The following is a 25919-nucleotide window of genomic DNA, read 5'->3' as shown; positions in this document are numbered from 1 at the left end:
AGTGCCGCCCGTACTATCGCGCTCAATTAGCGCGGCAGAGGGGCGTCGGTCAATGAGCTCTTCGTCGTTTCCCCATAGCACTTGAGCTTCAACAGCATGAACAAGGACAGTTTCCGCCTGGTCTACAGCCGGACCAAGGGCATGATGGTTGCCGTCGAAGAGACGGCGCTCGGCATGGGGAAAGGGCGCCAGGGCGGAACACGGGCGGCGCGGCGCGGCCGTCCAGCGATTGCCGCGCAGGCCGTCACGCTACCGACCCGATGGCTGTCCACGCCATTGGTATTGGCGGCGCTGTTGGGGATGACCGCTCCTGCCGGGGCGCAGATCGTGGCCGACCCGAGCGCCGGCGCCAATCGCCCGGGCGTGATCCAGACCGCCAATGGTCTCCCGCAGGTCAATATCACGCGGCCCTCCTCGGCAGGGGTGTCGGTGAATCACTACACGCAGTTCGACGTCAACCGGCCCGGGGCGATCCTCAACAACTCGCCGGTGATCACAACCACGCAGCAGGCTGGCTACATCAACGGCAACCCCAATCTGCTGCCTGGGGGCTCGGCACGGATCATCGTCAACCAGGTCAACAGCACGTCACCGAGCCAGCTGCGCGGCTACCTCGAAGTGGCCGGGGGACGGGCCGATGTGGTGATTGCCAATCCAAACGGACTGCTGGTCGACGGCGCAGGCTTCATCAACACCAGCCGCGTGACGCTGACCACCGGCACGCCCGTCTACGGCGGCAGTGGCAGCCTGGATGCCTTCCGTGTGACCGGCGGCCAGATCAGCGTCGAGGGCGCCGGCCTCAATGCTGCGAGCACCGACCAGGTGGACCTGATCGCGCGTGCGGTCAAGGCCAATGCCGCGATCTATGCGAACAGGCTCAACGTGGTGGCCGGCGCGAACCAGGTCGACTACAACGCGCTGTCAGCCAGCGCGATCGCTGGCAACGGACCGGCCCCGGCGGTCGGCATCGACGTGAGCGAGCTGGGCGGCATGTACGCCAACAAGATCCTGCTGGCGTCAACGGAGCTTGGTGTCGGGGTCTCGAATCGGGGTGTGCTGGCGGCGCAGGCCGGCGAGCTGACGCTGACCGCGCAAGGCAAGCTCGTGCTGGCCGGCCAGACGAATGCCACCGGCAATCTCGCGGTCTCGGCACGCGACGGCATCGACAATAGCGGCACGACGTATTCGGCCGGTGCTGCTTCGCTTCGCACCGATGGCACATTCTCCAACGGTGGCACGCTGGCGGCGCAGCAGTCGCTTGGCATCCATGCGCAGAGTGTGGTATCGACGGGCACGCTCGCGGCTGGTTTGAACCCGGATGGCACGCCGGGCCCGGCAGCCGACCTGACGGTGAGCGCAACCGGGGCCGTGTCTGCCACAGGCCGGAACCTGGCAAGCGGGAACGCCACAATCCAGGGCGCCAGTGTCAGCCTGGCAGGCAGCCAGACCGCGACAAATGGCAATCTGGGTCTCACCGCAAGCGCCGGCAATCTCGATCTGACGGGGGCGACGGCTGCCGCGGGCGCGGCCCTGGTCGTCAATGCGCAGGGGGCGCTCGTCAACGACCGGGGCCAGATGTCCAGTGGCGCGGTCACCAGCCTGAGCGCCGGCAGCCTGTCCAACCAGGGTGGCCAGATCGTGTCGCAGGGCGCCATGTCGATCCGTTCGGCTGGGGTCGTGAACAATGCCGGTGCAGACGTGCAGGCCGGTGGCGCGCTGAACGTCGATGCGGGAGCGCTGGACAATACGGCGGGGCGCTTGGTCTCCCTCAACGGCGACGGCCTGACCATCGCCGTGACGGGGGCATTGACCAACGTCGCCGGCGTGGCAGCGAGCGGCGCGCAGGGTGGCGTGATCGGCGGCAACGGCGCGGTGCGCCTGAAGGCGGCGGCGCTGCGCAACCACGGCGAGGTCGATGCGCAGACGACAGCCAGCCTCGATGCGCAGTCGCTGGACAACGACCAGGGCAGCATCGTGGCTGGGGATGCCATTGCAGCCAATACCGCCGGCGCGGTGAGCAACCGGCAAGGCACGCTGTCAGCGGCGAAGGTCGATGTATCTGCAGCCTCGCTCGATAACGACACGGGCCGTATCGAGGCCGACGCCCTTGGCATCCGTACCGTGGGCGACCTGTCGAACCGGGGCGGCACCATCAGTCAGTTCGGCCAGACCGACACCACGATTGTTGCTGGTGGTGCGCTCGACAACGCTGGCGGCGCGTTCGTCTCGAACGGACAAGACCTGTCCATCGAGGCGCTATCGGTGGCCAACGGCGGTGGCCGTATCGCTCTTGCAGGCGCCGGGGTCCTTGCCGTGACGAGCCGCGGCGCGCTGGACAATACCGGCGGCATCCTGCAGACCAATGGCGCCCTGGAAGCGCGTGCCGGCGGCGCGCTGGCGAACACGGCCGGGCGCATCGAGGCCGTCGGCGCGCGGGGTTCGCTGTCGCTGGATGCAGCCAGCCTGGACAACACGGCCGGGCGCGTCGTCAATGTGGGCGACGGCTCGACGCGGGTCCGGACCACGCAGGACCTGCTTAACGCCGAGGCCGGCCTGATCGGCGGCAATGGCGATGTGCAACTGCTGGCCGGCGCGCTGGCCAACCACGGACAGGTGACGGCCAAGGGCAATGCCAGCCTGGATGCGCAATCGCTGGACAATGACCGCGGCAGTATCACGGCAGGCCAGGCGCTCACCGCCAACGTGGCCGGGATGGCAAGCAATCGGCAGGGCCTGCTTTTCGGCGCGGCGCTCAAGCTGGCAGCCGGATCGATCGACAACGAGGCCGGCAGGGTGGAGGGCGACGAAGTGGCGGTCCGCGCGACGGGCAATCTGTCCAACCGAGGCGGCACCATCAACCAATTCGGGCTGTCGGGCACCACGGCAATCGGTGCGGGTGGCACGCTCGACAACAGCGCGGGCACGCTTGCCGCCAACGGCCAGAACCTTGCCATCGACGCCAATGCGCTCGACAACGCAGATGGGCGTATCTCGCATGCCGGCGACGGCATGCTGGCGGTGTCGTCCCAGAGCCAGCTTGGCAATGCCGCCGGTGTCATTCAGACCAATGGCGCGCTCGACGTCCGGGCCAGCGAGCTCGACAACGCCCGTGGCACTGTTTCCGCGCAAGGGAATGGCAAGATCGCCGTGCAGGGCGCACTCGACAATACCCAGGCAACTCTCCACGCCGGCAGCACGCTGGCGATCCAGGCGGGCGGCGCGTTGACCAATGCGGATGGCCGTGTCGAAGCGGCGGATGCGCATGGCGCGCTCTCTCTTGCGGCTGCCAGCATCGACAACAGCGGTGGGCGCATCGTCAACGCGGGCGACGGGCTGACCCGCGTCCAGGCGCAACAGTCGCTGCGCAATGCCGGCGCCGGACTGATTGGCGGCAATGGCGACGTGCAGGTGGTCGCAGCGGATGTGGCCAATCGCGGCCAGATCACTGCCAAGGGCGACGCAAGCCTGGACGCGCAATCCCTGGACAATGCGCAGGGCAGCATCACGGCGGGCCGGTCGCTGAACGCGAGTATCGCAGGCGCCCTCGGCAATCGGAATGGTGTGCTGTCGGCGGGTGCGGCCGATGTATCCGCAGCCTCGCTCGACAACGACACGGGCCGTATCGAGGCCGACGCACTCGGCATCCGCATCGCGGGCAACTTGTCCAATCGCGGCGGCAGCATCAGCCAGTTCGGTACGGCGGACACGGCGATCCGCGCCGGCGGTACATTCGACAACACCGCAGGCACGCTGGCATCGAATGGACGGAACCTGACCGTGGATGCCCTGGCGGTGACCAACGATGGCGGCCGTATCGCGCATGCTGGCGACGGTACGCTGGCCGTGACGACCGAAGGCGCATTGCGCAATGCCTTAGGCACGATCCTGACCAACGGCCGGCTGGTCGTGCGCGCCGCGGCGCTGGACAATATCGCCGGCAGGATGTCCGCGCAGCAGGCCGCAATGCTGACCCTCGGCGCGGACCTGATCAACCGCCAGGGCGTGCTCTATGGCCAATCCGGCCTGGAGATTGCCAGCCGCGGCGGAATGGACAACGCAGGCGGCACGGCGCAGACCGGCGGCGACCTGTCGGTCTCCGTGGATGGCGATCTGAGCAACGCAGGCGGCACGCTTACCGCCAACGGCGCGCATGGCAACGTCACCGTTGCGGCAGCCGGCATCGACAACCGCGGCGGCCGCGTGGCCAACGCCGGCGACGGTGCCACCCACATTGTCTCGGCCGGGGCGCTGGCCAATACGGGCGGCACGCTGGGCGGGAATGGCGACGTGACCATTGCCGCCCGGGATCTGGCGAACGACACCGGCGCGCAAGTCGTGGCGGCCGGTGCGCTGAAACTCGAGACCAACCGTAGCGTGGACAACCGCGGCGGCAGGCTCTACGGCGGCCAGGGGCTGACATTGGATCAGGCCGCGGTCACCTTCGCCAATGACGGCGGCGAAGCGCTTGGCGGCACCGACGTGCGGCTCAAGGTTGCCGCCATGACCAATCAGGGCGGCGCGGTGCGCGCCAACCAGGACATTGGCGTATCGAGCGGCAGTACCGCCGCAGGCAGCGGTGAGATGACCGCCGGGCGCAATCTGTCGCTGGACGTGGCGGGTGACTATACCAATGACGCCGCCAACAAGCTGCGCGCCGACGGCGACATGCAGATCCGGGCAGGCGGCACGCTGGCCAATACCGGCACGCTGGCCGCAGGCGGCAGCTTGACTGCGCGCGGAGCAGACATCAACAATGCGGCGGGCGCCGTTATCAACGCGCAGGCCACCACCGTCCAGGCCGACAATGCCATCGTCAACGCAGGGCGGATCGAGGGCGACACTGTCGCGACCTCGAGCAGCACGCTGGCCAACACAGGGGCGATCATCGGCAACGCCGTGCGGGTACAGGCGGCCGATGTGACCAATGCCGGCCCCGCCGCGGTCATCGCGGCAGCACAAGACCTCAAGGTCTACGGCACGAACGCCGTTTCCAATCTCGATGGCGCGCTGATCTACAGTGCGGCAAACCTGCAGATCGCCCGCGACGGCACGCGCGACCCGAGCACGGGCTTGCTGGTCAATCAGGTCAATGTACTCAACAATCGCTCTGCCTTCATCGAGGCCGATGGCGATATCGACATCGCCGCACGGACCGTCAACAACACGCGCACCAGCGTGGTCACGGAAGCCGGTACGCCGCAGACCAGCACGCAGACACTGACGCTCTGGCAGGCGGGGCTGAGCGGCGATGAGCTCAATACGCACTATAGTTACACGTTTCCCGGGTGGCGGTGGAACGGCCAGCTGTCGAGCATCAGCGCGGATCAGGTGAACGCGTTGCGTGCCCCGATCTCGGTGGTGGTGCCGAAATCCGCCGTGGCCAATCTCGATGCCGCCACGAAGTCGTTTTCTTTTTTGCAGGCGCCGGTCGAGCAATATGGCGGGGCGGCGATCTGCGATGCCACCGGCTTCTGTAGCAGCAATGACCAGTCGCGGCCACTGACCACCAACCCGACCCAGTACTACCAGACCATCCAGGACACCGGATCCACCTACCGGATCACGTTCTGGCCAGATTGGGACCCGGCCAAGCACATCCGCCCCGACGAGGTCCGTGTGCGCTACGACCTGGGACCGGACGTCCACGACTACAACGAGATCTCCCGCACGACCACCACCGCCATTGCCACCGACCGGTTGGTCAGCGCTACCCCGGCAGCAAGAGTGCAAGCCGCGGGCACGATCCGCATCAACAGCGACGGGGGCACCATCCTCAACCAGTCCTCCATCATGGCCGCAGGCGGCGATCTGGTCCGCCACGCCGCGGCCGGTGAGGTGCAGGACGTCGGCACGGTGCTGCAGCAGACGGTGAGCACCACCGACACATCCACCTTCTACTGGCACCAGAAGAGCGGTGGCAACAGCGACACGCAAACGGTGCCGTATCCCACGGTGCCGCAAGCGCCCAGGACGGTAGACGCATTGCCGGCGCTGGCCACCGCCAACGGGACGGTGCAGACCACCGCGCAGGACATCACGATCAATTCGGTCAACCGGGTCGGCCAGACCGTCGGCGGCAGTGGCGTGGCAGGTGGCGGCGCCTCCGGCACGCTGCTCGATGGCGTGTCCGGTACCGTGGCTGGGGGCGCGCCGCTGACAGCGGGTACCCCCGGCAGCGTAGGCGCAGCGTCTGGCGCGAGCGGTAACGCACCAACGCTCGGTGCCGGCGCCGTGGCAACCACCACTGGCGCGACCGGCCGGCCGCAGACGCTGGGCACGGCCACGGGCGGCCTCCCCAACCTGACCCTGCCCACCAACGGCCTGTATACCTTGCGCCCCGCCCCGGCCACGCCTTACCTGATCGAGACCGACTCACGCTTTACCAACTACAAGACCTTCCTTTCCAGCGACTACATGCTGGGTGCGCTGGGCCTGGACCCGCAGAAGGTACAGAAGCGCCTGGGCGACGGCTTCTATGAAGAAAAGCTCGTGCGCGACCAGGTGACGGCGCTGACCGGCCGCACATACCTGGCCGGCTACACCGACCAGATGGACGAATATCAAGCGTTGATGGACAGTGGCGTGACCTACGCCAAGTCATTCGGCCTTGCGCCTGGCGTGGGGCTGTCGGACGAGCAGATGCGCCAGCTCACCACCGACATGGTCTGGCTGGTGGCGCAGGACGTCACGCTGCCGGATGGCACGCAGCAGTCGGTGCTTGTGCCGAAGCTCTACCTTGCGCAGCCCAACACCGTCGACCTCAACCACAGTGGCGCGATCGTCGCAGGCAATCAGGTCGTGCTCGCCGCCAGCGGCGACGTGAACAACAGCGGCCGCGTCGTCGGCGATATGGCGACGCAGGTGCTGGGCAGCAATATCGTCAACCGCGGTGCCATCGGCGACGCGGCCGGCATCACCGTGGTCCAGGCCGCGCAGGACGTGCGCAACCTGGGCGGGCGCATTGGCGGACAGGATGTCCTGGTTCGGGCCGGGCGCGATGTGGTCAACGAAACCCAGACCATCACCGAGGTCCGGAAGATCGGCCCCAACGGCTACAGTGCCGGCGCCACCGGCGTGGGGGCGGTTGCCAGCATTGCCGCCACCGGCAATGCGGCCGTGCTGGCCGGGCGCGACATCGATTTGGTGGGATCCTCGGTGACGGCGGGCAACAGCCTGCTGCTCGGTGCCGGGCGTGATCTGAACGTCGGCGCCGTTGCGCTAGGCACCACGCAGGATGCGGTGTCGCGCGGTGGGCAGAGCTATGCTCATGACAAGACGATCACCATCGCCGGGAGCACGGTCAAGGCGGGTGAGAATGTCACGGCCGTGGCCGGACGGGATACGGTGCTGGCCGGCTCGCGTCTGGAGGCTGGCGCCGATGTCTCGCTGATCGCCGGCCGGGATCTGGCGGTCGCCGGACTCAAGGACGTCAGCGTCCATAGCGAAGGTTCGCTGGGCGGAAACAACGCGTCGTACACGAAAGCCAGTCAGGATGACACCGTGCGGGGCAGCACGGTAGCGGGCGGCAACCGCGTCACGCTGGCGGCCGGGCAGGCGCCGCTCGCGGCGGGACTGCTGGAGGCCACGGGCATCGCCGCGGTGCCGGTGGACGGCAAGGGCAGCGTGACGCTGATCGGTTCGGACGTCAGCGCGGGGACCGCGGGCAAGACGGGATCTTCGGTCAGTATCGTGGCCAGCCAGGATGTCACCATCGGCGAAGCGCGGGAAGTGCATGATGCCAGCGCCGAGAGCAGGAGCCGGCGCAGCGGCTTTCTCTCACGCAGTTCCAGCCATGACCAGAGCAGCAGCCATGTCGACCTCGGCGTGGGCAGCATGGTGAGCGCAGACAACGTGCGCGTGAGCGCCGGCAACGATCTCACGGTGCGCCAGAGCGCCATCGCGGCGGCGGACGGCGTTGCCCTGACCGCGACCCAGGGCAACGTGCTGATCACGGCGGGCCAGAACGTGCGGGAATCTAGCGTCTCGCACGAGGAATCGAAGTCTGGCGTGTCCGCCTTCGCGGGAGCCGGCGGCATCGGCGTGTCGGTGGGCAGCAGCGGCGGCAGCGCAAGCGACCATGTGCTGGCGGTGACGCAGAGCGATGCGCGCTCGACGGTCGGGGCGACCGATGGCAACGTGACCATCCTGGCCGGCCAGGATGCCACCGTCATCGGCAGCGACGTGATCACGGGCCGCAAGGACGGCAACGAGGATGTCGGCCATATCGACATCCTGGCGAAGAACGTGACGATCGCCGAGGGCATCGACCGCATCGCGCGGGAATCGAGCGCCAGCAGCCGGTCGAGCGGCCTGTCGGTGGCGCTGGTGGGTACCCCGTTGGATACGGCCAACAATCTGCGGGATGCGCAGCAGAACCCGAGCGGCGTGACGCGCGCGAAGCAGACGCTGAGCGAGCTTGGCGCCGCGGCCGGTACCACGCCGCAGGTCGCCATATCGTTCAGCAACAGCAAGAGCAGCAGCCAGTCGTCGAGCGTGGCCACCATCAGCAGCGGCAGCAGCCTGAGCGGCGCGGGCGACGTTCGCGTGCGGGCCACCGGCAACGGCGAGACCGATGCCAACGGGCGCGCATTGGACGGGAACATTCTCGTCTCGGGCAGCACCATCAGCGCCGGCCAGGCCGCGGTGCTGGACGCCGCACGCGACGTGGCGCTGCGGGCTTCCACCGATACCTACACCGAGTCCAACAGCGCCACTAGCAGCGGCTGGAAGATCAGTACCGCGACGCCCAGCCTGGGCGATATTGGCCGGCACATCGAGGGCGGTCCCAACAACAGCGGCGTGAGCATGGTGCCCTACGGCAGCCAGCGCGCCGATGCCAGTGGCGATCTGGCCAGCAGCCAGCAGAACGCAAGCGTCATCACCGGCAACACCGTGGGCGTGAAGGCGCGCACGGGCGACATCACCATCGCGGGCAGCGGCATTGCTGGCGAGGGCGACGTGACGCTGTCGGCGGCCAAGGGCAAGATCGACATCCTGTCCGGGCAGGACACGTTGTCGCAGCGTTCGGACAGCTCCAGCCGACAGATTGGCGACCTGGGCGGCACCGGCTATGCCGGCACCGTGGGGGTGCGCAGCGAATCGCACCACACCGACACCAACCAGGCGACGCAGAACACCATTCGCAGCCAGGTGGTCAGTCACACCGGAAACGTGGCGATGGTGGCCGGGGACGACATCACGGCGCGCGGCGCGGACATTGCGGCGGGCAATGACGTGACGATGATCGGCAAGAACGTCATCCTTGATCCGGGCACGGACTCGGCCAGCCAGAACGAAAGTCATCGCGTGAGCCAGTATGGCTCGACGCTCGCGCTATCGGGCTACACGGTGCAGGCGGCACAGGCCGTCGAGAATGCGGCCCGGGCCATCGAAGACGGCAAGGATGCTCGGGTTGCCGCCCTCTATGGTGTGCAGGCGGGTATTGCTGCGCTCAACGCGGTTAGCCCGCAACCGGTGAGCACCGCCGAGACCGGCAACCCGTCCAACAGCAACGGCGGCAGCGCCCTCGTCAAGGTAACGGCGAGCATCGGCGGCGGTAGCCAGAGCAGCGAATCGCACATGCAGGCCAGCGGCAACCAGGGCACCACAGTCACGGCAGGCAACGCGGTCACTATCGTGGCGACCGGCTCCGGCCAGAAGGACATCGAGGGCTTCTCGTCCGATGGCGAAATCCGTGGGCGCGGTGTGCAGATCAGCGGCAAGGACGTAACGCTGGCGGCTGCGCGCGACGTGGACCTGCAAAGCGCGCAGGACGTGTCCAGCCAGACCAGCCAGTACAGCGGCAGCAATGCGAGCATTGGCGTGGGCTTCGGGCTGGGCGGCACTCAGAATGGCTTCACGCTGGAGCTGGCCGCGAGTCAGAACCGGGGCAATGCCAATGGCGATGCCGTCACGAATCAGGATACCCACGTGGCGGCGAGCGACACGCTGACGATATCGAGCGGCCGTGACACCAACCTGCAGGGTGCGCAGGTTGCCGGCGACAAGATCGTGGCGGACGTGGGCCGCAACCTGAACATCGAGAGCCGGCAGGACACCGATACCTATCACAGCAAGGAATCGTCATCGGGGGCGCAAGTCAGCTTGTGCGTGCCGCCGTTCTGCGCGGGGACCACGGTGAGCGGCAGCGCCAGCGTGAGCAGCGGCAACACCGACAGCACCTACCAGTCGGTCACCGAGCAGAGCGGGCTGTACGCGGGTAACGGTGGCCTGGATGTGACTGTGAAGGGCAACACGGATCTGAAGGGCGGCGTGATCGCCAGCACGGCCGATGCAAGCCAGAACAAGTTCACCACCGGGACGCTGACGACCCGCGACATCGAGAACAAGGCCGAGTACAAGAGCGATAGTTCGACGATTGCGGGGAGCTTCAGCAGCGCCACGTCGGGCCTGCGCAATTTGACAAACTCCGCCATGTCCACGGCTATGGGCAACGCGGTCGCGCCGAGCACGGGTGCCGCCTCCGGCGTGACACACAGCGCCATCGCCCCCGGCACCGTCACGATCACCGACAACGCCGGCCAGTTGGCGCTGACGGGCAAGACGGCGGACGAGACCGTCACCGGGCTGAACCGGGACACGGCGAACGCCAATCAGGCGATCGGCAAGATCTTTGATGCGCAGCAGGTCAAAGACCAGCAAGACCTGCGGAAGCTGGCCGGGCAGACCGTGCAACAGGCCATGCCGATCGTGGACAAGCAGATTGGCGAATGGCTGGAAGACAAACCGGAAGCCGTGAAGGTGGCGGTGCACGGTCTGGTGGGCGGGCTGATCACGGCAGCAGTCGGCGGCGACTTCGCGAAGGGCGCGGCGGGTACGGCGGCCGCCACCGCAGCGATCGCGGCGCTCAACGACAACCTCGGCAGCCTGGGCATGGACGAACCCACGCGCAACGCGGTACTGCAGACGGTTGGGATGGTGGTGGCGGGCGCGGTGGCGGGCGGCGGAGCCAATGGGGCGGCTGCAGCGGGGGCGGCAGGTATGGCGGATGCTTACAACCGGCAACTGCACCCGGATGAACGCGCGCTAGCACGACAAATTGCGGCGGCCAGTGGCGGGAAGTACACCGACCAGCAAGTGAGCGATGCCATGCGAGTGGCCAGTAACAGCAAGCTGGGCGAAAACGTGACGACCGGAATGGTCGTAGACGGTGTCAGCAATCCACAGGGGGTCTACGACCAGGGCGCGAGCTTCACGGTACCGTCCGGCGACGGGCGTACGCTAGTGCAATCTGTGCCCAGCCAAGTAGATCCAAGCTTGGCAAGCTATATCCAATCGATGACGGGTGGCAAATCGTCTGCGTATAGTTGGAATGACGCCACACTTGGAAAGACTACAGGCACATCTACGGGCATACCGTCCAATCCCTTTACGCCAGCGCCCAACGGGTGCATTACTGCGGAATGCGCGGCCGGCTTGGGGCAGCAAGGGCGGGGACTCCTACCTGATTATGCAGCGGTCAGCGGAGGAGTCTTGTCGGGAACCGTCGGCGGATCTGTAAACCTTTATGACGGCACGAAGTATCTTTCCACGGGAGTGGTCCAGACAAATCCGTCAGCAATCTCGTTCTCACCTGGCGGAGCAATGAGCTTTGGTTGGATATTTGGGGCAAACAATGCGAGGGATACGAATTCGTTCATGAATGGCAATGGAAACCAAGCCTTTGTTTTGATTCCCACACCTTTCCGTGTTAATGGCTTTGCCGCAATTACACATTCATACGGCGGCGCTACCGCAATTGAATTTGGCGTTGCACCACCTGGAGCGATTAGCTTCGGCGTCATGCCATGGGGGAATTCGTCACCGATCAAAGCAGACTAAGAGTAAAGGAAATAACCATGGCAATCGGCGGTGGCCCAACACCTGAGCAATGGAAGAAGATGAGTCGGTCAGATAAAATCGTCTACTTCGTATTCATTGCGATCGTGTTCAGCGTGATTATTTATTTTTCCTACGAAAAATGGTTCGCGTAGCGTCGTAGCACATGCTTACAACCGGCAACTGTATCCTGCGGAGTATGACTTTGCGAGGAAAAATGCGGAGGTTGTCGCTCAGAAGAGTGGCATTTCGGAGCAAGATACTGAAGGCCGAATTGCGGTGGAGATTCTGAGCAATCTCGGACAAGTAGACTACGGATGCCGCAGGTGGCAAGCACGACTATGAAGTGCGCAGCACCCTTGGCGGCCAGAGCTTGAATTGCAATGGCTGCAAATCTGATCCGAATTACGCCGACCACAATTACGACAGTCAGTACATTGCGCGAAATCAGGACGAGTAAAACCGTGGACAAGCCCAGTTGGGCAAAGGCCAGAATTACACTGAACTAGTGATTAAGAAGGGTCCATTATAGGCGGTGTGGGTTCAAGCGTCTCTCAGGAGCCAATTGGCAACGCAACAAAGGATCGAGTGATGGACGGACAGAAATGAGCCAACACAACAGATCGAGCATCTTTATTATGCTCTACGTTATCTTTTCTTTCATCGCCATGATGGTAGCCATCGTGACTGTGCTTAATTTCCTGATTGAACCAGTTCTTCGTGAATTATTTGTAGAACCACATGTGCGCGGATGGTGTGGCCTTCTTTCGCGCTGCGCGAGTCAGAGCCAGGTTCCTTTGTTGAATACGTATCTGAGGGAACCTTATGGAATAGCCTGGATGGCGCACACATTGTGCACCGACTTAAGATAGCCGCTATTCTTGGCCTTATGATTGGTATCGGTTGTAAAGCTAGCGGTTCTTCGGGGGCGATCCTAAGACGCCCACAATCGGCAGTTGCGCAATGTAAGCGATGCTAGGAGCGTTGAATGGCTGCGCCAGGAGGCCCTGACGAGAAAACGTGGAAATATGATGCCCCTGGAGAAAAAGGTCTACTGGGCAGCTATTGCGGAATTCTGGCTGGTTCTTATAGGAGCTTTAGCTTACAAATTCTTGCGATAGCTTACACGCGCAACAGTAAATCTACACAATGGGTAGCCATACCTAGGAAGTGGTGGCACGGTGCCAATTTCACCAGCCGGCAGTGTCATCTGGAGGTTCATCATCAACAAGCAGGGAGACTCTGCCTCGGCAACAGATTCTTTTATTGATGGCGCGTCTTACGTTGGCGGCGGATGTCGGGGGTTCTGCATAAATCTATTGGCAGATTATATGCTATCGAATTTGGCTTTGGCTCGCTAGGTATAGCAGCAGGTACCGGAGTTAGCAAGCCAATCAGAAAGTAAGGAATGGATAGAATAAAGGGGTTACTTGCATCTGGTGTTGTAATCGCAATAATTTGGATTGGAATCGCATATTCTTTCTCGTCTTCTCCCTCTCTAAAGGAAATACGTGAGGCAAGAGAGATGATGCGTACTGATATGAACTTGATCCTCCAGCAACGGGCAAGAATTATTGATTTTGATGATGATAGAAAAACAAAGATTGGAAGTGCAATCCTTTCCATTTCGGTTGCTTCAGAGTCGTGGACAACAGGGCAAATTTCAAATTATGAAAATTTGCTTCTATCTCTTGGTTGGCGGAATTCATTGCACACTGAAGATCGACACTATTTTTGCAAGAGGGGCGCATCGGCTCTGATATTGACGATCAACCAAGGAGCAGACCGATCAGGGTATGTCTACATGAAATACCCGAGGGATCCTCTCGCGCGTTGCCCCACATGAATCGCAGCATCGGTACGTTGGGGTAATGCCACGCCACTCCGCAACGCAATGCGTAGTCCAAAATGAATAAAACAAATCTCATTGCCGCCATGCTGCCGTTCGCCGGCGTGCTGGCAGCCTCGGGCCCGGTGTGTGCTCAAGTCAGCCCCTCGCCGGCCCAATCCGCCGCCCTCACCAACGCCGAACAAGACCAGCGCACCCGCCAACAGCAAGAAGCCCGCGAGCGCGCCCAGACCGTGCAGGCACCGGCCGTGCGTGCGGAGGATGTTGCTCCGGTCGAATTTCCGTCGCTGCCTACCGAAGCCCCATGTTTCCGCATCGACCGCTTCACCCTGGACGTCTCGCCCGACCTCCCGGCCGACGTGCGCGCGCAAGGCGCCTCCGCCCTGCCGCAAGATCCATTCGCCTTCGCACGCGCCTGGCTCGATCACTATCAGGGCGCGTGCATCGGCAAGAAAGGCGTCGAGCTACTGGTCAAGGGGGTCTCACGGGTCATTCTGAGCCGGGGCTACGTCACCACCCGCGTACTGGTGCCTGAGCAAGACCTCTCCACTGGCACGCTGCGCATGGCTCTGATTCCCGGCGTCATTGGCGACCTGCGCTTTGCCGAGCCGGACCTGTGGGGTACCTGGAAGTCCGCGTTCCCGGCCCGCCCGGGTGACCTGCTGAATCTGCGCGATCTGGAGCAAGGGCTGGAGCAGATGAAACGCCTCGCCAGCCAGGACGCCGATATGCAGGTGGTGCCCACCGGCGCCCCGGGCCGCAGCGATGTGGTGATCACGGTCAAGCGCAGCAAGCCGTGGACCGTGGTGGCCTCGGTGGACAACGCCGGCACGCGCGCCACCGGCAAGTGGCAGGGCAACCTGAGCGTCGGCATCGACAATCCGTTGGGCCTGAATGACCTGTTCAACATTGGCTACACCCAGGATTTGGGCTTTGCCAACAAGGAACACGGCACCCGCGGCTGGAACGGCTATTACTCGGTGCCGTGGGGCTATTGGACGGCGACGCTCTCGGCCTACTCGAGCAACTACTTCCAGCAGATCGCCGGGGTCAACCAGACCTTCATTTCCAGCGGCCAGTCGGAAACGGCGGACCTGAAGCTGCACCGCGTGCTCAGCCGCAGCCAGAACGATGTGTTTGGCATGCAGTTCCGGCTGACCCGGCGCTTCGGCAAGAACTTCATCGAGGACACGGAGATCGCGCAGCAGCGGCGCAACAACACGATCGTCGAGGCGGGCATCACCGACCGTCATTACTTTGGCGCGGCGCAGTTCGACGGCACGCTGGCCTATCGCCAGGGCATCGGCGCGTTTGGCGCGCAGGAGGATGTGCTGGCGGCGACGGATGGGCCGACCTGGCGCTACCGCATGCTGGTGGCGGACGCCAACCTGTCGGTGCCGTTCAAGCTGGGCGAGCAGACATTGCGCTATGTGACCACCTTCCACGGCCAGTTCACCAATGACCCGCTGTATTACGTCGACGCGCTGACCATCGGTAGCCGCTACACGGTGCGCGGCTTCGATGGCGAGAACCTGCTAGCGGGCGAGCGCGGCTTCTACTGGCGCAACGAGTTGCAGGCGCCTCTGGGCGGCAGCGGGCAGGCCATCTACGCGGGACTCGACTACGGGCGGGTGTCCGGGCCGCTTACCACGGCGCTGGCGGGTACACAGTTGGCAGGAGCGGTCATCGGGATGCGCGGGGGAGCGGGTTCACGGTTCGGGTCGTTCTCGTATGACGTGTTCGTCGGCACGCCGGTCTACAAGCCGGCGGCGTTCCACACGGCGGGCGTCACAGCAGGCCTGCAGATGGTCTATCAGTACTGACATGCCCAGGCGCTCGCAGTCACCCCACGCCGGCGGCGACACGCCAACACCCCAGCGCCAGTTCGACGCCACGCTGCCACTGAGCGTCAACCGTGCTCCTATTTTGTCGCGCTCCTGTCGGCCTGGCGGATCGCGCCGCCGCGACACACCACCGGCGCGGCGAGTCGCCGGATGTTCGACACGTTTGCCCAGGAAGAGGCCGAGGAGCTGGCCGCGCTGCAGAAGACCAGCCGGATCGACAAGGGACAGGCCAACGCGCGCCCCACGCAGTAGCCCAGGCCAGCAGTGTCGCATCATCGTTCTTGTCCTTGCCTCCCGGAGCGGATGGCCCCTCGGTCGTTGGCCCCCCGGGGTGTCCGCAAGCGTCTGTTCGACAAAGCCGCGCAGTTGGCCCAGATCGGTCCGGGCGTAGGCCGTCGTGGTCTGTACCGAGGCGTGGCCGAGCAGCGCCTGCGTCGGCTTTCGCTCCTGCAGGCCATCGGCGACGGCGGCAAAGACCGCCTTGACCTCCCGGTACAGGCCTGCCGACTGGAGCGCCTCGCCCTTGTGGCCGTGGATCACCGGCAGCGCTTCGCGCACAGGCGGCGCAGTCGATCGGCCGCGAGCGCATCGGTAGGCGCGCAGCATCGCTATGCACGGCGTGGGCAGCGGGATGGCCCGCATCTTGTGGCCTTTGCCGCGGACATAGCATCGTCGGTGGCGCCCAGCGTGTTGGCGGCTGCGTGCGGCTGGGCGAAGCAGCCGGCGCGCGCGAGTCTGGCCAGTTCTGCCGGGCCGTGGGAGGTCAGCCACGAACTTGGCGCGGCCGGCACCGTCGCCTCCGCGCCAGCCACCGCCTGTGTCTCGGGGGACACCACGGAGGTGCGCCGCGCAGGCGGGCGGCAGCGCCCGGGCGCGGGACCAATTGCGTAAATATGAAAATGCGTGCTGGCGGCTAGATGAAAAAAATGATATACAATACCCGCGCTGATTTCCGCCGGCGCGCCGGGGTCTAGGCGGGCGTGCCCGGGCTGACCTGCAAGGTCACCACCAGCGACTGCAACACCGACATCGGGATCGGTTTCGAGAACACGCGGATATGGGGCGGGACGCCCCCGCGGTCGGCGATCGCGTGCTTGTCCAGCGACGTGACCACCGCGATGCGGGTGGCGGCGAATTCCTGCTGCGCGTCGATGGTGCGGCACAGGCGGAAGCCGTCGATGCCGGGCATGATCAGGTCCAGCACGACCAGGTCGGGCTTGCTGCTGCCGATCAGCAGCAAGCCGTCGTAGCCGTTGGTGGCTTCGAGGATCTCGACCGGCGGATCGAGCGTCTCGAGCGCCATGCGGTAGATCTGCAGCAGATGTTCGTCGTCTTCCACCAACAGCACGCGAAACGGCCTGGCGGGCGGCGCCGGTGCCCTGCGCGCGGGCGCGGACTGGTGGCGCTGCTCCGCCACCATGCGGTCCACCGCGTCGGCCGGGATCCGGCGATGCCCGCCGTCGGTCTTCCACGCGGGCAGCCGGCCGTTCTCGACCCACAGCTGGACCGTGCGCAGGGAGACGCCAAGCATCTCGGCCGCGGTCTTGGTGGAATAAAAGCGCAGATCGGTCATAGAGCCTCTTCAACTGCCGCAGCGTGCACGGGGCGAATGTGCGGCGTTGCATATCGTATTTTTTTCATTATTCTTCGGAAAGCGGCCAAAACGCAACTTAATGCCAGAAAAGCGCGCAACGATGATAAGGCATCGCTAAATGAGACCGGAGGAAATGGCGCGCGCAGCACCGGGGCCGGCAGCGCCGCGCGGCCTCTCCCGCGGGCCCGGGCCGGCTTGCCGGTGCCGCCCGATGGATCATACTGTGAAGCTTTGCCACAAGGAGAGACTGCCCGGAACGCCCAAGGGCAGCGGCACCGGGGGAGCGCACGGACCGCAGCCGCGCGCGGATAGGTGCGCAGGGTCATAGGAGTGGCGCGAGCCGGTTCCGGTTATCCGGCGCACGCGCGTATCGAAGGCTGGGATTCACGGCTGTGACGAACAATATTCTGGTTTTTTGGTAGCTTTCCCATGAGCCTGGAAATCTACCGACAGGCACTGGCAAGCCCGCATCGTTCCGCGCGACATCCGTTCTGGTCAGGTGTGGTCATCGTCGTCGGCATCTGGGCCGCGCTGGGCGCCTGGGCGCTGTGGGACCGCGCCACCGAGATGCGCCATGTCCATGCCAGCCTGGCGCGCGTGGCCGCCATGCTGGGCGAACAGGCCGAGCGCACCCTGGCCGAGGCCGATCACGTCGCCTCCCTGATCGGCGGCACCGTGGCCGAACGCGGCCGCGCGCCGCCGCTGGCGCATTGGGCGCGCAGCGGCACCCTCGTGATCGAGCCCTTCAGCGAAGTCTCCGTGTTCGACCGCGCCGGCACCCTGCGGGCCTCGACCAGCGCGAGCCTCGCGCCGCCCGACCCGGGCGACCCCCAACTCTTCGACCTGCACCGCCAACGCTTGCCGCCCGCGCTCTACGTGGGCGTGCCGCTGCCCGGGCGCATCGGCGGCCCGTGGTCGATCCAGCTTTCCAAGGGCATCGTGTCCCGGGCCACGGGCCGCTTTCTCGGCGTGGTGGTGGTGTCGCTCGATCCGGGCTACCTGTCGCAGGCCTACGCGCGCGCCGGGCTGGGCGCGTCCGGCGCGGTGCTGCTGGCCGGCACCGACGACTACGTGGTGCGCGCGCGCTGGAGCGAGCAGGGCCGGCAGCCGGGCCAGGTGCTGATGCCCGGCTCGGCGCTGCGCCGGGCGCTGGCCGCCACCGGCGAGAGCCAGGTCACGAGCATCGGCGCGGGCGGCGTGCGCGACCGCGTGGCCGCCGGCACGCCCGACGGCGCCGAGCGCATCTACGCCATCCGGCGCCTGCCGGGCTACGACCTCGCGCTGCTGGTCGGCGTGAGCCGCCGCGCGGCGATGGCCAGCTACCACGACCGCCTGTGCGCCGCGTTCGGCATCGCCGCGCTGGTCACGGTGCTGGTGCTGTTCTTCCAGGTGCGCCAGCTCGCGGCGCTGCGCGCGCTGGCCGCGCTGGCCGACCGCGAGCGCGTGGTGCGCGACATCCTCGCCGAGAAGAAGCAGCACCTGCGCGGCCTGTTTCTCGCCATGCCGGACGGCGTGGCCGTGTTCGGCGCCGACCGCGTGATCGACGAGACCAACACCGCGCTGTGCGAGCTGCTCGGCGTGTCGCTGCAGCGGCTGCGCGGCGCCACCCAGCGCGAGTTCGTCCACTGGCTCTACCGCGGCCGCCAGCCGGCGCGCCAGGCCTGCCGCGCCGAGCAGCTGCTGGCCGAGCTGGACCGCGCGCAGGCGGGCGCCGAGTTCGCCGGCATCATCGAGTTCGACATGGCGGTGTCGCCGGCCTACGAGGTGCGCATCGTGCATGCCGGCGGCGGTGGCGGAGGGCTGGTGCTGGTGCTGCGCGACATCACCTCGCAGCTGCGCCACGACCGCATGAAATCGCATTTCGTCTCGGCCGCCGCGCACGAGCTCAAGGCGCCCGTGGCGGGCATCGCCGGCTACGCCGAGCTGCTCGGCGCGGACGTGGTGCCGCCCGAGCGTCGCCGCGGCATCTACCACGCCATCCACGCGCGCGCGCGCCAGCTCAACGACCTGCTTTCCGACATGCTCGACCTGGCCCGCATCGAGGCGCGCAGCAGCGGCGCGCTCGAGCGCCAGCGCGTGGACATGGCGGCGCTGGTGCGCGATGTCGTGGCGGGCGATTTCGCCGAGCACGGGCGGGTGCGCGTGAGCGCGCCGCAGGCGCCGCTGTGCGTGCTCGGAGACCGCGTGCAACTGACGCAGGCGGTGCGCAATCTGGTGGAGAACGCGCTTAAGTATTCTGACGGCAAGGACGAGGTCATCGTGACCGTGTGGACGCCGCAGCAGGAGCCCGACAAGGTGTCGGTGCGGGTGGAAGACCGGGGTATCGGCATGACGAAGGAAGAAGCAGGCATGGCGTTCGACAACTTTTACCGGGCCAACCGCCGCGGCAATGCCAAGGGCAACGGCCTCGGGCTGGCGATCGTGCGCGAGATCGTGGCGGTGCATCAGGGACAGATCGCGCTGAGCAGCGAGATCGGCAAGGGCACCGTGATCACGCTCAGCCTGCCGGCGGCGGCATGATGCGCTGCTTGCGGGTGGTGCCGGGCCAGGGCGCGCGGCCGCCGGCGTCGGCATGGGTGGCGGCGTTGGCCGCGGGCTGCCTGGCGCTGTGGCTGGTCGTGCTGCTGGCCGCGCACGACGCGCGCGCGCGGGTGGAGCGGACCGCCACGGCGCTGCGCGACAACCTCGAGCTGGCGCTGGCCGACACGCTCGGCATTGCCCACCAGGACCACGCGCTGGCCGGCGTGCCGTGCCGCGGCGTGGCGCGCCAGTTGCGCGAGCAGGGCGCCTACACCGCCTACGTGCTCGACGTGGAGCTGGTGGCGCGCGGCATGCGCTACTGCTCGGCCGTGCGCGGCGAGATGGCGCTGCCGCTGGACGAGCTGCTGCCGTGGCGCCCGGGACTGCAGTACCGGCTCGCCGCGGCCGGCCCCGGCAAGGGCACCGCGCTGGCGGTGTTCTCCGGGACCGCGCCGGGCCAGGGCGTGCTGGTGTGGGTGGACGGGCGCTACCTCGCCGACATGGTGCAGTCGGCCGGCCGGCTGGGCTTCGCCGACATCGGCATCGAGGTCGCCGGCACGCGCTTCATGCTGGGCGCCGGCAAGGCGGCCGGGGCGGCCGGGGCGGACGAGGCGCCCGGCCACGGCGAGGCCGCCGGCGTGCCCGCGCTGGTGCCGCGCGACACCGTGTGGCAAGGCGGCGACGGCATCGTCGACGTGCGCCAGCTTGCCGGGCATCCGATCGCCGTCGTCGCCGGCGCGCCGCGCAGCATGATCTTCCACGAAGGCCTCAAGTACCTGCTGCTGCCGCCGCTGGCGGCCCTGCTGGCCGCGCTGGCGGCGTGCGCATGGCAGTCGCGGCGCGCCGCGCGCCGCTCGTTCGCGGCCGAGCTGCGGCGCGGGCTGCGCCAGGGCGAGTTCGTGCCGTACTACCAGCCGCTGGTCGATCTCGAAAGCGGCCTGTGCACGGGTGTGGAAGTGCTGGCGCGCTGGCAGCATCCGCGGCGCGGCCTGCTCGAGCCGGATGCGTTCATCCCGGCGATCGAGCGCCAGCGCCTGGCGGTGGCGCTGACGCTGTGCCTGATCCCGCAGGTGCTGCGCGACTTCGCCGCGCTGGCGCCGGTGCCGGCGTTCCACATCGCCTTCAACATCACCGCCGAGCACTTCGACGACGCCGGCTTCTGGGCCGACGACTCCGCGCTGTTCGCGCTGCTGCAGGCCAACGTCACGCCGGTGCTGGAGATCACCGAGCGCGACGCGGTCTCGCTGGCCGAGCCCCAGCGCAGCGCGATCCAGCGCGCCAAGGCGCGCGGCATCAAGCTGGCCGTGGACGACTTCGGCACCGGCTACTGCGGCCTGGCGTACTTCAAGCGCTTCGAGGTGGATTTCCTCAAGCTCGACCGCCTGTTCGTGCAGGCCGAGCCCGGCGACAAGGTCAGCGGCCAGATCGTCGACGCCACGCTGAACTTTGCCTACGCGCTGGATCTCGCCGTGGTGGCCGAAGGCATCGAGTCCGAGCCGCAGCGCGCGCTGCTCGCGGCCAAGGGCGTGCGCCTCGGCCAGGGCTATCTTTTCGCCCGTCCGATGACGGCGGCCGCCCTGCGCGAATGGCTGCCCGCGCGGCTCGAGCCGGCGCCGCCGGCGCCGTCCTCATGGCGTGTCCACAAGCCGCACGATCCGGCCCGCGAAGTGCCGCTCGGTGCGTAAATATGAAATGGACACCCTATTCAAAAGTGAAAAAAATGATATAGAATCGAATCTATAGCCTTGCTTCCCCGTCGGGCTATGCGACTCCCTGCCGGGATCCCCTTGCCGGCCAGCGCCTCGTGACGACACGCGAGGCGCTCTTTTCATTCCTCTCCCGCTCTCCCCCCGCCGCGATGCCGGCCATGCCGCGCGAACAAAGCAAGACGCCGCCTGCGTGTGCCTGCCGGGGGCAGGCGCGCGCACGCGGCGTCGCGGTTCGTGCGCGGGCCGCCTGTCTTAGCTGAAGCACTCGTTGTAGTAGCGCGTGCAGGTGCCCACGGGGCGGAAGGTGTACGGCAGCTCGGCCAGCGCGGCGGATTCGAGCGAGCCGAAGGGGATGTCGAGGCCCAGGCCGTTCGCGTCGGTCGCGGCGCCGTCGGTGCGTTGGGGGTCGTGCGCGGGTTTGTGATGCGTGCTCATGGTGTTTCTCGCAGTGGGTTCGCATGACACCGGCCGCAAGACCGGCAGGCCGCCATGCCTCTGCGCGCCGCCCTGATCGAGGGATGGCGCGCCGTGGAGACGGCAGCGCGGGTGGTGGCTGCCATCGGTACGGGCCATGTTAGCCAAATCCCGCCGAAAGAAAATCCAGGCGCGGCAAAACACACTGTTGCTGAATCGCATTCAATCGCGCGCGCTGCGCGCCGTGCGCATCACCCGCATCGTCCGCGCCACCCGCGCCGTGCCGGCGCCGCCGCCTGCCCCGGCCCCGCGCGGCGCGAGAAAAAACGCATGCAGGCCCGCCTTCATTCGCGCGCCCGATCCGCCTATATTTGGCCTTGTCCCCGCGCTCTCTTGCTCACCGCGCCACTGAACCCGGAGGTCAGGCCATGTCCCGCCCGATGCCGTTGCCGCCGTGCTTTGCCGATCGCCGCGAGGCCGGGATCTATCTTGGCCGCCACCTGGCCGGCCTCGGCTACGGCGCCGCGGCGCTGGGCGAGGCGCCGCTGGTGCTGGCGCTGCCGCGCGGCGGCGTGCCGGTCGCGTTCGAGGTGGCGCGCCTGCTCGAAGGCCGGCTCGACATCCTGCTGGTGCGCAAGATCGGCGCGCCCGGTTATCCCGAGCTGGCGCTCGGCGCGGTGGTGGAGGGCGACGCCGCCGGCGGCGCGCCGCACACCGTCGCCAACGACGACCCCTGGACCCGGCGCGCGCTCGACAGCGGCGCCTTCGACGCCGAGCGCGGCCGCCAGCTCGACGAGATCGCGCGGCGCCAGCAGCGCTATCGCGGCGGCGCGCCGGTGCCGGCCGTGGCCGGGCGCACCGTGATCGTGGTGGACGACGGCGTGGCGACCGGCGCCACCATGCGCGCCGCGCTCGAAGGCGTGCGCGGCGCCGGCGCGCGCACCGTGGTGGCGGCGGCGCCGGTGGCCTCCGCGGACGGGCTGGCCAGCCTGCGCGCGGCGGCCGACGAGGTGGTCTGCCTCAACGTGCCGGCCAGCTTCGGCGCGGTGGGCGCGTTCTACCTGGATTTCCGCCAGACCACCGACGAGGAGGTCGTGGCGCTGCTGCGCCAGAGCGCGTGCGGGCGGCCCGCGTGATGCCGGCGCGGCAATGTTTCGGCGTTGGCCTGGCGATGGCCGCCGGCGCCTAGCGCGGCTGCGCCGCCAGCCTGGCCTTCAGGTGCGGCACCAGCCCGCCGGCCCGCAGCAGCGCGCGCAGGAACGCGGGAATCGCATCGCAGGCGACCGGGCTGCCGTCGGCCAGCCACAGCGCGGGAAGGTCGAGGTCGAGCCGCGCGCGCGCGCCGTCGGCCAGGCGCGCGGTATCGGCGCAGGTCAGCACCGGCAGGCCGAGGTTGATGGCGTTGCGATAGAACAGCCCGGCGAACGAGGGCGCGATCACCGCGGCCACGCCGAGCTGGAGCAGGGCCTGCGGCGCCTGCTCGCGCGACGAGCCGACGCCGAAGTTGTGCCCGGCCACCACCACGTCGCCCGTTCGCACGGCGCCGGGAAACTCCGGGCGCAGCCCGGCCAGGCAATGGCGCGCGATCTCCTCGATGCCGCCCTTCATGTGGGCGCCCGGCGCCATCTGGTCGGTGTCGACGTGGTCGCCGAAGCGCCAGATGCGGCCGCCGTGCGGCGGCGCGCCGGGGGCCGCAACGGGGACGGGGGCGGGAGGAACCGGGCTCATGCCAGCATCTCGCGCGGGTCGGTGATGCGGCCGGCCACGGCGCTGGCCGCCACGGTCAGCGGCGACGCCAGCCACACCGCGCTGCCGCTGTCGCCCATGCGTCCGGCGAAGTTGCGCGCGGTCGAGGCGATGGCGCGGCTGCCGGCCGGGAAGCGCGAGGCGCCGTAGCCGGCGCAGGCGTTGCAGGCATTGGGCAGCAGGTGCGCGCCGGCATCCAGCAGGACCGCCAGCGTGCCTTCGCGCTCGGCCTGCTGCTGGTCGCGCAGCGAGGCCGGCGCCAGTTGCAGGCTCACGCCCGGCGCCACGCGGCGCCCGCGCAGCACGCTCGCGGCCATGCGCAGGTCTTCCAGCTTGGCGCCGGTGCAGGCGCCCAGGTAGGCGATGTCCACGGGCTGGCCCGCCGCGTCGCCCACCGGGCCGGTATTGGCCGGCGAGTGGGGCGCGGCCACCTGCGGCGCCAGCGCGGCGGCATCGAAGCACAGGCTCTCCAGCAGCGCGGCGCCGGGGTCGGTGCGCCAGTGCTCCGGCGCGATGGCGTCCAGCGTGGCGGCCGGCACGCCGGCCTCGGCCAGCCACGCGAGGGTGGTGGCGTCCGGCGCGATCAGGCCGGTCTGCGCGCCCAGCTCGGCGCTCATGTTGGACAGCGTCATGCGTTCCTGCATGGGCAGCGCGGCCACCGCCCGGCCGGCGAACTCGACGGCCTCGTAGCGCCCGCCGCCCAGGCCCAGCCGGCCGCACAGGAACAGCATCATGTCCTTGGCGCACACGCCCGCGCCGAGCGTGCCGTCCCACTGCAGGCGGATGGTGTGCGGCACGCGCAGCCAGATCTCGCCGGTGGCCAGCACGCCTGCCATCTCGGTGGCGCCGATGCCGAACATGTAGGCGCCGAAGGCGCCGCCGGTGGGGCTGTGGCTGTCGCCGCCGACGATGAAGCGCCCGGGCAGCACGTGGCCATGCTCGGGCAGCACCACGTGGCAGATGCCCTTGCCGTCGATGAAGTGGGGCAGGCGCGCCTCGCGCACCCAGTCGCGCGTAAAGCGCACGATCGCCTCGGCCTCGGGGTCGGCGGCGGGCACGTAGTGATCCGTCACCACCACGTAGCGCTCCGGGTCCCACACCGTGGCGCCCAGCTCGCGCAGCAGCGGCGCCACGCGGCGCGGGCCGCTGGAGTCGTGCGACATGGCCAGGTCCACCTTGCAGGTCACCACCGTGCCCGGCGTGACCGTCTCCAGCCCGGCGGCGCGCGCCACCAGTTTCTGGGCCAGGGTGGCCGGCAAGGCCGACGGGGTCGGCTTGGCCGGCGCGGGGGCGGGCGCGGCGAGTGGCATCATTCGGGCGTGGCTCCCGAGTATTTGACCACCTTGGCCCAGCGCTTGACGTCCTCGCGCACGAAGGCGGCGAATGCCTGCGGCGTGCTGCCGACCGGCTGGGCGCCATCCATCTCCATGCGCTTGCGCACCGCGGGCGTGTCCAGGCCCTTGCGGGCGGCCTGGTAGAGCGCCTGCAGGACGTCGGGCGGCAGCCCGGCCGGGCCGAACAGGCCGAACCAGGCGCTCGACTCGAAGCCCTTGACGGTGTTGCCGATCGGCGCCACGCCGGGGAACTGCGGCAGCGGCGCCGGGCTGGTCACGCCCAGCACCTTGAGCTTGCCGCTCCTGACGTGGGGCAGCACGTTGAGCGTGCTGGCGAACATCAGGTCCACCTGGCCGGCGAGCAGGTCGGTCATGGCCGGCGCGGTGCCCTTGTAGGGAATGTTGACGATGTAGGTGCCGGTCATCATCTTGAACATGTCGCCGGCCAGGTGCACCGACGAGCCCACCGAGCCGATGGCGAAGTTCAGCTTGCCGGGCTGGCTCCTGGCCAGCCGGATCAGCTCGGGGATGTTGTTGGCGGGCAGGCCGGGCGTGGCCACCAGCACGCTCGGCACGCTGGCGACCAGCGTGATCGGGGTGAAGTCCTCGATCGGGTCGAACGGCAGCTTCTTGTAGAGCGTGGCGTTGATGGTGTGGCTGGTGAAGCTCATCAGCAAGGTGGTGCCGTCCGGCGCGCTTTTGGCCACCAGGTCGGCGGCGATGTTGCCGCCCGCGCCGGGCCGGTTCTCCACCACCACGCCCTGGTCCAGCTCGCGCGCCATCTCCTGTGCGATGGTGCGCGCCAGCGTGTCGGTGGTGCCGCCGGCCGGCGCGCCGACCAGGATGCGGATGGGCTTGCCGCCGGCGATCTGCGCCGCCTGCGCCGGCACTGCCAGCGCGAGGCCGGCGGCGGCGCCCAGCAGCGCGGCCAGCGCGCGGCGGCGCGAAAGCCGTGCGGCTCGTGCGGCGGGTGCAGACCGTGCGGAAGGCCGGCGGCGCGGCAGCGGTGATCGGGCCGTGAAGTGAACTGGCATCGCGAATTCCTTCAGGAAGAGTTCGGGAGCGCGCAGT

13 protein-coding genes are annotated in these 25919 nt (G+C 67.6%); 7 read left to right on the top strand and 6 right to left on the bottom strand.

The features are described 5' to 3' along the window. Nucleotides 1-96: 96 nt before the first annotated feature. Both AC3WXD_RS23840 and AC3WXD_RS23835 read left to right on the top strand, forming a co-directional pair. Nucleotides 97-11841: a hemagglutinin repeat-containing protein gene (locus AC3WXD_RS23840; RefSeq protein WP_492324865.1), complete on the top strand. Its 11745-nt coding sequence runs from the start codon at nt 97-99 to the stop codon at nt 11839-11841. A 17-nt stretch (nt 11842-11858) separates the two neighbouring features. After that, a complete protein-coding gene (locus AC3WXD_RS23835; RefSeq protein WP_492324834.1) occupies nt 11859-11993 on the top strand; it encodes a hypothetical protein in 135 nt (44 codons plus the stop codon). Nucleotides 11994-13101: 1108 nt separating this feature from the next. On the opposite strand, the gene AC3WXD_RS23830 is transcribed toward AC3WXD_RS23835, so the two are convergent. Next, nucleotides 13102-13464 (bottom strand): hypothetical protein, encoded by a 363-nt coding sequence (locus AC3WXD_RS23830; protein ID WP_492324833.1) that lies wholly within the window; start codon nt 13462-13464, stop codon nt 13102-13104. 309 nt (nt 13465-13773) lie between these two features. On the opposite strand from AC3WXD_RS23830, the gene AC3WXD_RS23825 reads away from it, so the two are divergent. Beyond that, on the top strand, nt 13774-15510 hold the full coding sequence (locus AC3WXD_RS23825) for a ShlB/FhaC/HecB family hemolysin secretion/activation protein (protein ID WP_492324864.1): 1737 nt from the start codon (nt 13774-13776) through the stop codon (nt 15508-15510). 991 nt (nt 15511-16501) lie between these two features. Here AC3WXD_RS23825 and AC3WXD_RS23820 read toward each other — a convergent pair. After that, entirely contained in the window at nt 16502-17104 is a 603-nt protein-coding gene (locus tag AC3WXD_RS23820; protein ID WP_020203316.1) for a response regulator, read from the bottom strand. Nucleotides 17105-17554: 450 nt separating this feature from the next. Here AC3WXD_RS23820 and AC3WXD_RS23815 point away from each other — a divergent pair, with 450 nt between their 5' ends. Further along, nucleotides 17555-19645: an ATP-binding protein gene (locus tag AC3WXD_RS23815; RefSeq protein WP_492324832.1), complete on the top strand. Its 2091-nt coding sequence runs from the start codon at nt 17555-17557 to the stop codon at nt 19643-19645. Next, nucleotides 19642-21330, top strand: a complete 1689-nt coding sequence (locus tag AC3WXD_RS23810; protein WP_492324831.1) for an EAL domain-containing protein — start codon at nt 19642-19644, stop codon at nt 21328-21330. Before AC3WXD_RS23815 ends, AC3WXD_RS23810 begins: the two co-directional genes overlap by 4 nt. Before the next feature lie 276 nt (nt 21331-21606). On the opposite strand, the gene AC3WXD_RS23805 is transcribed toward AC3WXD_RS23810, so the two are convergent. After that, nucleotides 21607-21789, bottom strand: coding sequence for a hypothetical protein (locus AC3WXD_RS23805; RefSeq protein WP_020203319.1), 183 nt, complete (start codon nt 21787-21789; stop codon nt 21607-21609). A 136-nt stretch (nt 21790-21925) separates the two neighbouring features. On the opposite strand from AC3WXD_RS23805, the gene AC3WXD_RS23800 reads away from it, so the two are divergent. Together AC3WXD_RS23800 and AC3WXD_RS23795 are read left to right on the top strand one after the other, a co-directional pair. Beyond that, nucleotides 21926-22180: a hypothetical protein gene (locus tag AC3WXD_RS23800; protein WP_155888087.1), complete on the top strand. Its 255-nt coding sequence runs from the start codon at nt 21926-21928 to the stop codon at nt 22178-22180. A gap of 28 nt (nt 22181-22208) precedes the next feature. Then, the gene (locus tag AC3WXD_RS23795; RefSeq protein WP_020203321.1) at nt 22209-22904 is read left to right on the top strand and encodes a phosphoribosyltransferase; all 696 of its coding nucleotides are present in this window, start codon (nt 22209-22211) and stop codon (nt 22902-22904) included. 49 nt (nt 22905-22953) lie between these two features. On the opposite strand, the gene AC3WXD_RS23790 is transcribed toward AC3WXD_RS23795, so the two are convergent. The 3 genes from AC3WXD_RS23790 to AC3WXD_RS23780 are packed head-to-tail and all read right to left on the bottom strand — an operon-like array spanning nt 22954 to nt 25882. Then, on the bottom strand, nt 22954-23496 hold the full coding sequence (locus AC3WXD_RS23790; protein WP_020203322.1) for a LeuD/DmdB family oxidoreductase small subunit: 543 nt from the start codon (nt 23494-23496) through the stop codon (nt 22954-22956). Continuing rightward, complete coding sequence (locus AC3WXD_RS23785) at nt 23493-24827, bottom strand: 3-isopropylmalate dehydratase large subunit (RefSeq protein WP_492324830.1); 1335 nt, start codon at nt 24825-24827, stop codon at nt 23493-23495. Before AC3WXD_RS23785 ends, AC3WXD_RS23790 begins: the two co-directional genes overlap by 4 nt. Continuing rightward, nucleotides 24824-25882, bottom strand: coding sequence for a tripartite tricarboxylate transporter substrate binding protein (locus AC3WXD_RS23780; protein ID WP_454732535.1), 1059 nt, complete (start codon nt 25880-25882; stop codon nt 24824-24826). Before AC3WXD_RS23780 ends, AC3WXD_RS23785 begins: the two co-directional genes overlap by 4 nt. Between the last annotated feature and the right edge of the window lie 37 nt (nt 25883-25919).

This window comes from Cupriavidus sp. FW216-B1 (assembly GCF_058789195.1).
Note: the sequence above shows the minus strand (reverse complement) of the source record. Positions and strands in the feature narration are given on the sequence as shown.

Coding starts and splice junctions, on each gene's coding strand:
- AC3WXD_RS23840 (WP_492324865.1), top strand. CDS start 97: ATGAACAAGGACAGTTTCCGCCTGGTCTACAGCCGGACCAAGGGCATG.
- AC3WXD_RS23835 (WP_492324834.1), top strand. CDS start 11,859: ATGGCAATCGGCGGTGGCCCAACACCTGAGCAATGGAAGAAGATGAGT.
- AC3WXD_RS23830 (WP_492324833.1), bottom strand. CDS start 13,464: ATGGAAAGGATTGCACTTCCAATCTTTGTTTTTCTATCATCATCAAAA.
- AC3WXD_RS23825 (WP_492324864.1), top strand. CDS start 13,774: ATGCTGCCGTTCGCCGGCGTGCTGGCAGCCTCGGGCCCGGTGTGTGCT.
- AC3WXD_RS23820 (WP_020203316.1), bottom strand. CDS start 17,104: ATGACCGATCTGCGCTTTTATTCCACCAAGACCGCGGCCGAGATGCTT.
- AC3WXD_RS23815 (WP_492324832.1), top strand. CDS start 17,555: ATGAGCCTGGAAATCTACCGACAGGCACTGGCAAGCCCGCATCGTTCC.
- AC3WXD_RS23810 (WP_492324831.1), top strand. CDS start 19,642: ATGATGCGCTGCTTGCGGGTGGTGCCGGGCCAGGGCGCGCGGCCGCCG.
- AC3WXD_RS23805 (WP_020203319.1), bottom strand. CDS start 21,789: ATGAGCACGCATCACAAACCCGCGCACGACCCCCAACGCACCGACGGC.
- AC3WXD_RS23800 (WP_155888087.1), top strand. CDS start 21,926: ATGTTAGCCAAATCCCGCCGAAAGAAAATCCAGGCGCGGCAAAACACA.
- AC3WXD_RS23795 (WP_020203321.1), top strand. CDS start 22,209: ATGCCGTTGCCGCCGTGCTTTGCCGATCGCCGCGAGGCCGGGATCTAT.
- AC3WXD_RS23790 (WP_020203322.1), bottom strand. CDS start 23,496: ATGAGCCCGGTTCCTCCCGCCCCCGTCCCCGTTGCGGCCCCCGGCGCG.
- AC3WXD_RS23785 (WP_492324830.1), bottom strand. CDS start 24,827: ATGATGCCACTCGCCGCGCCCGCCCCCGCGCCGGCCAAGCCGACCCCG.
- AC3WXD_RS23780 (WP_454732535.1), bottom strand. CDS start 25,882: ATGCCAGTTCACTTCACGGCCCGATCACCGCTGCCGCGCCGCCGGCCT.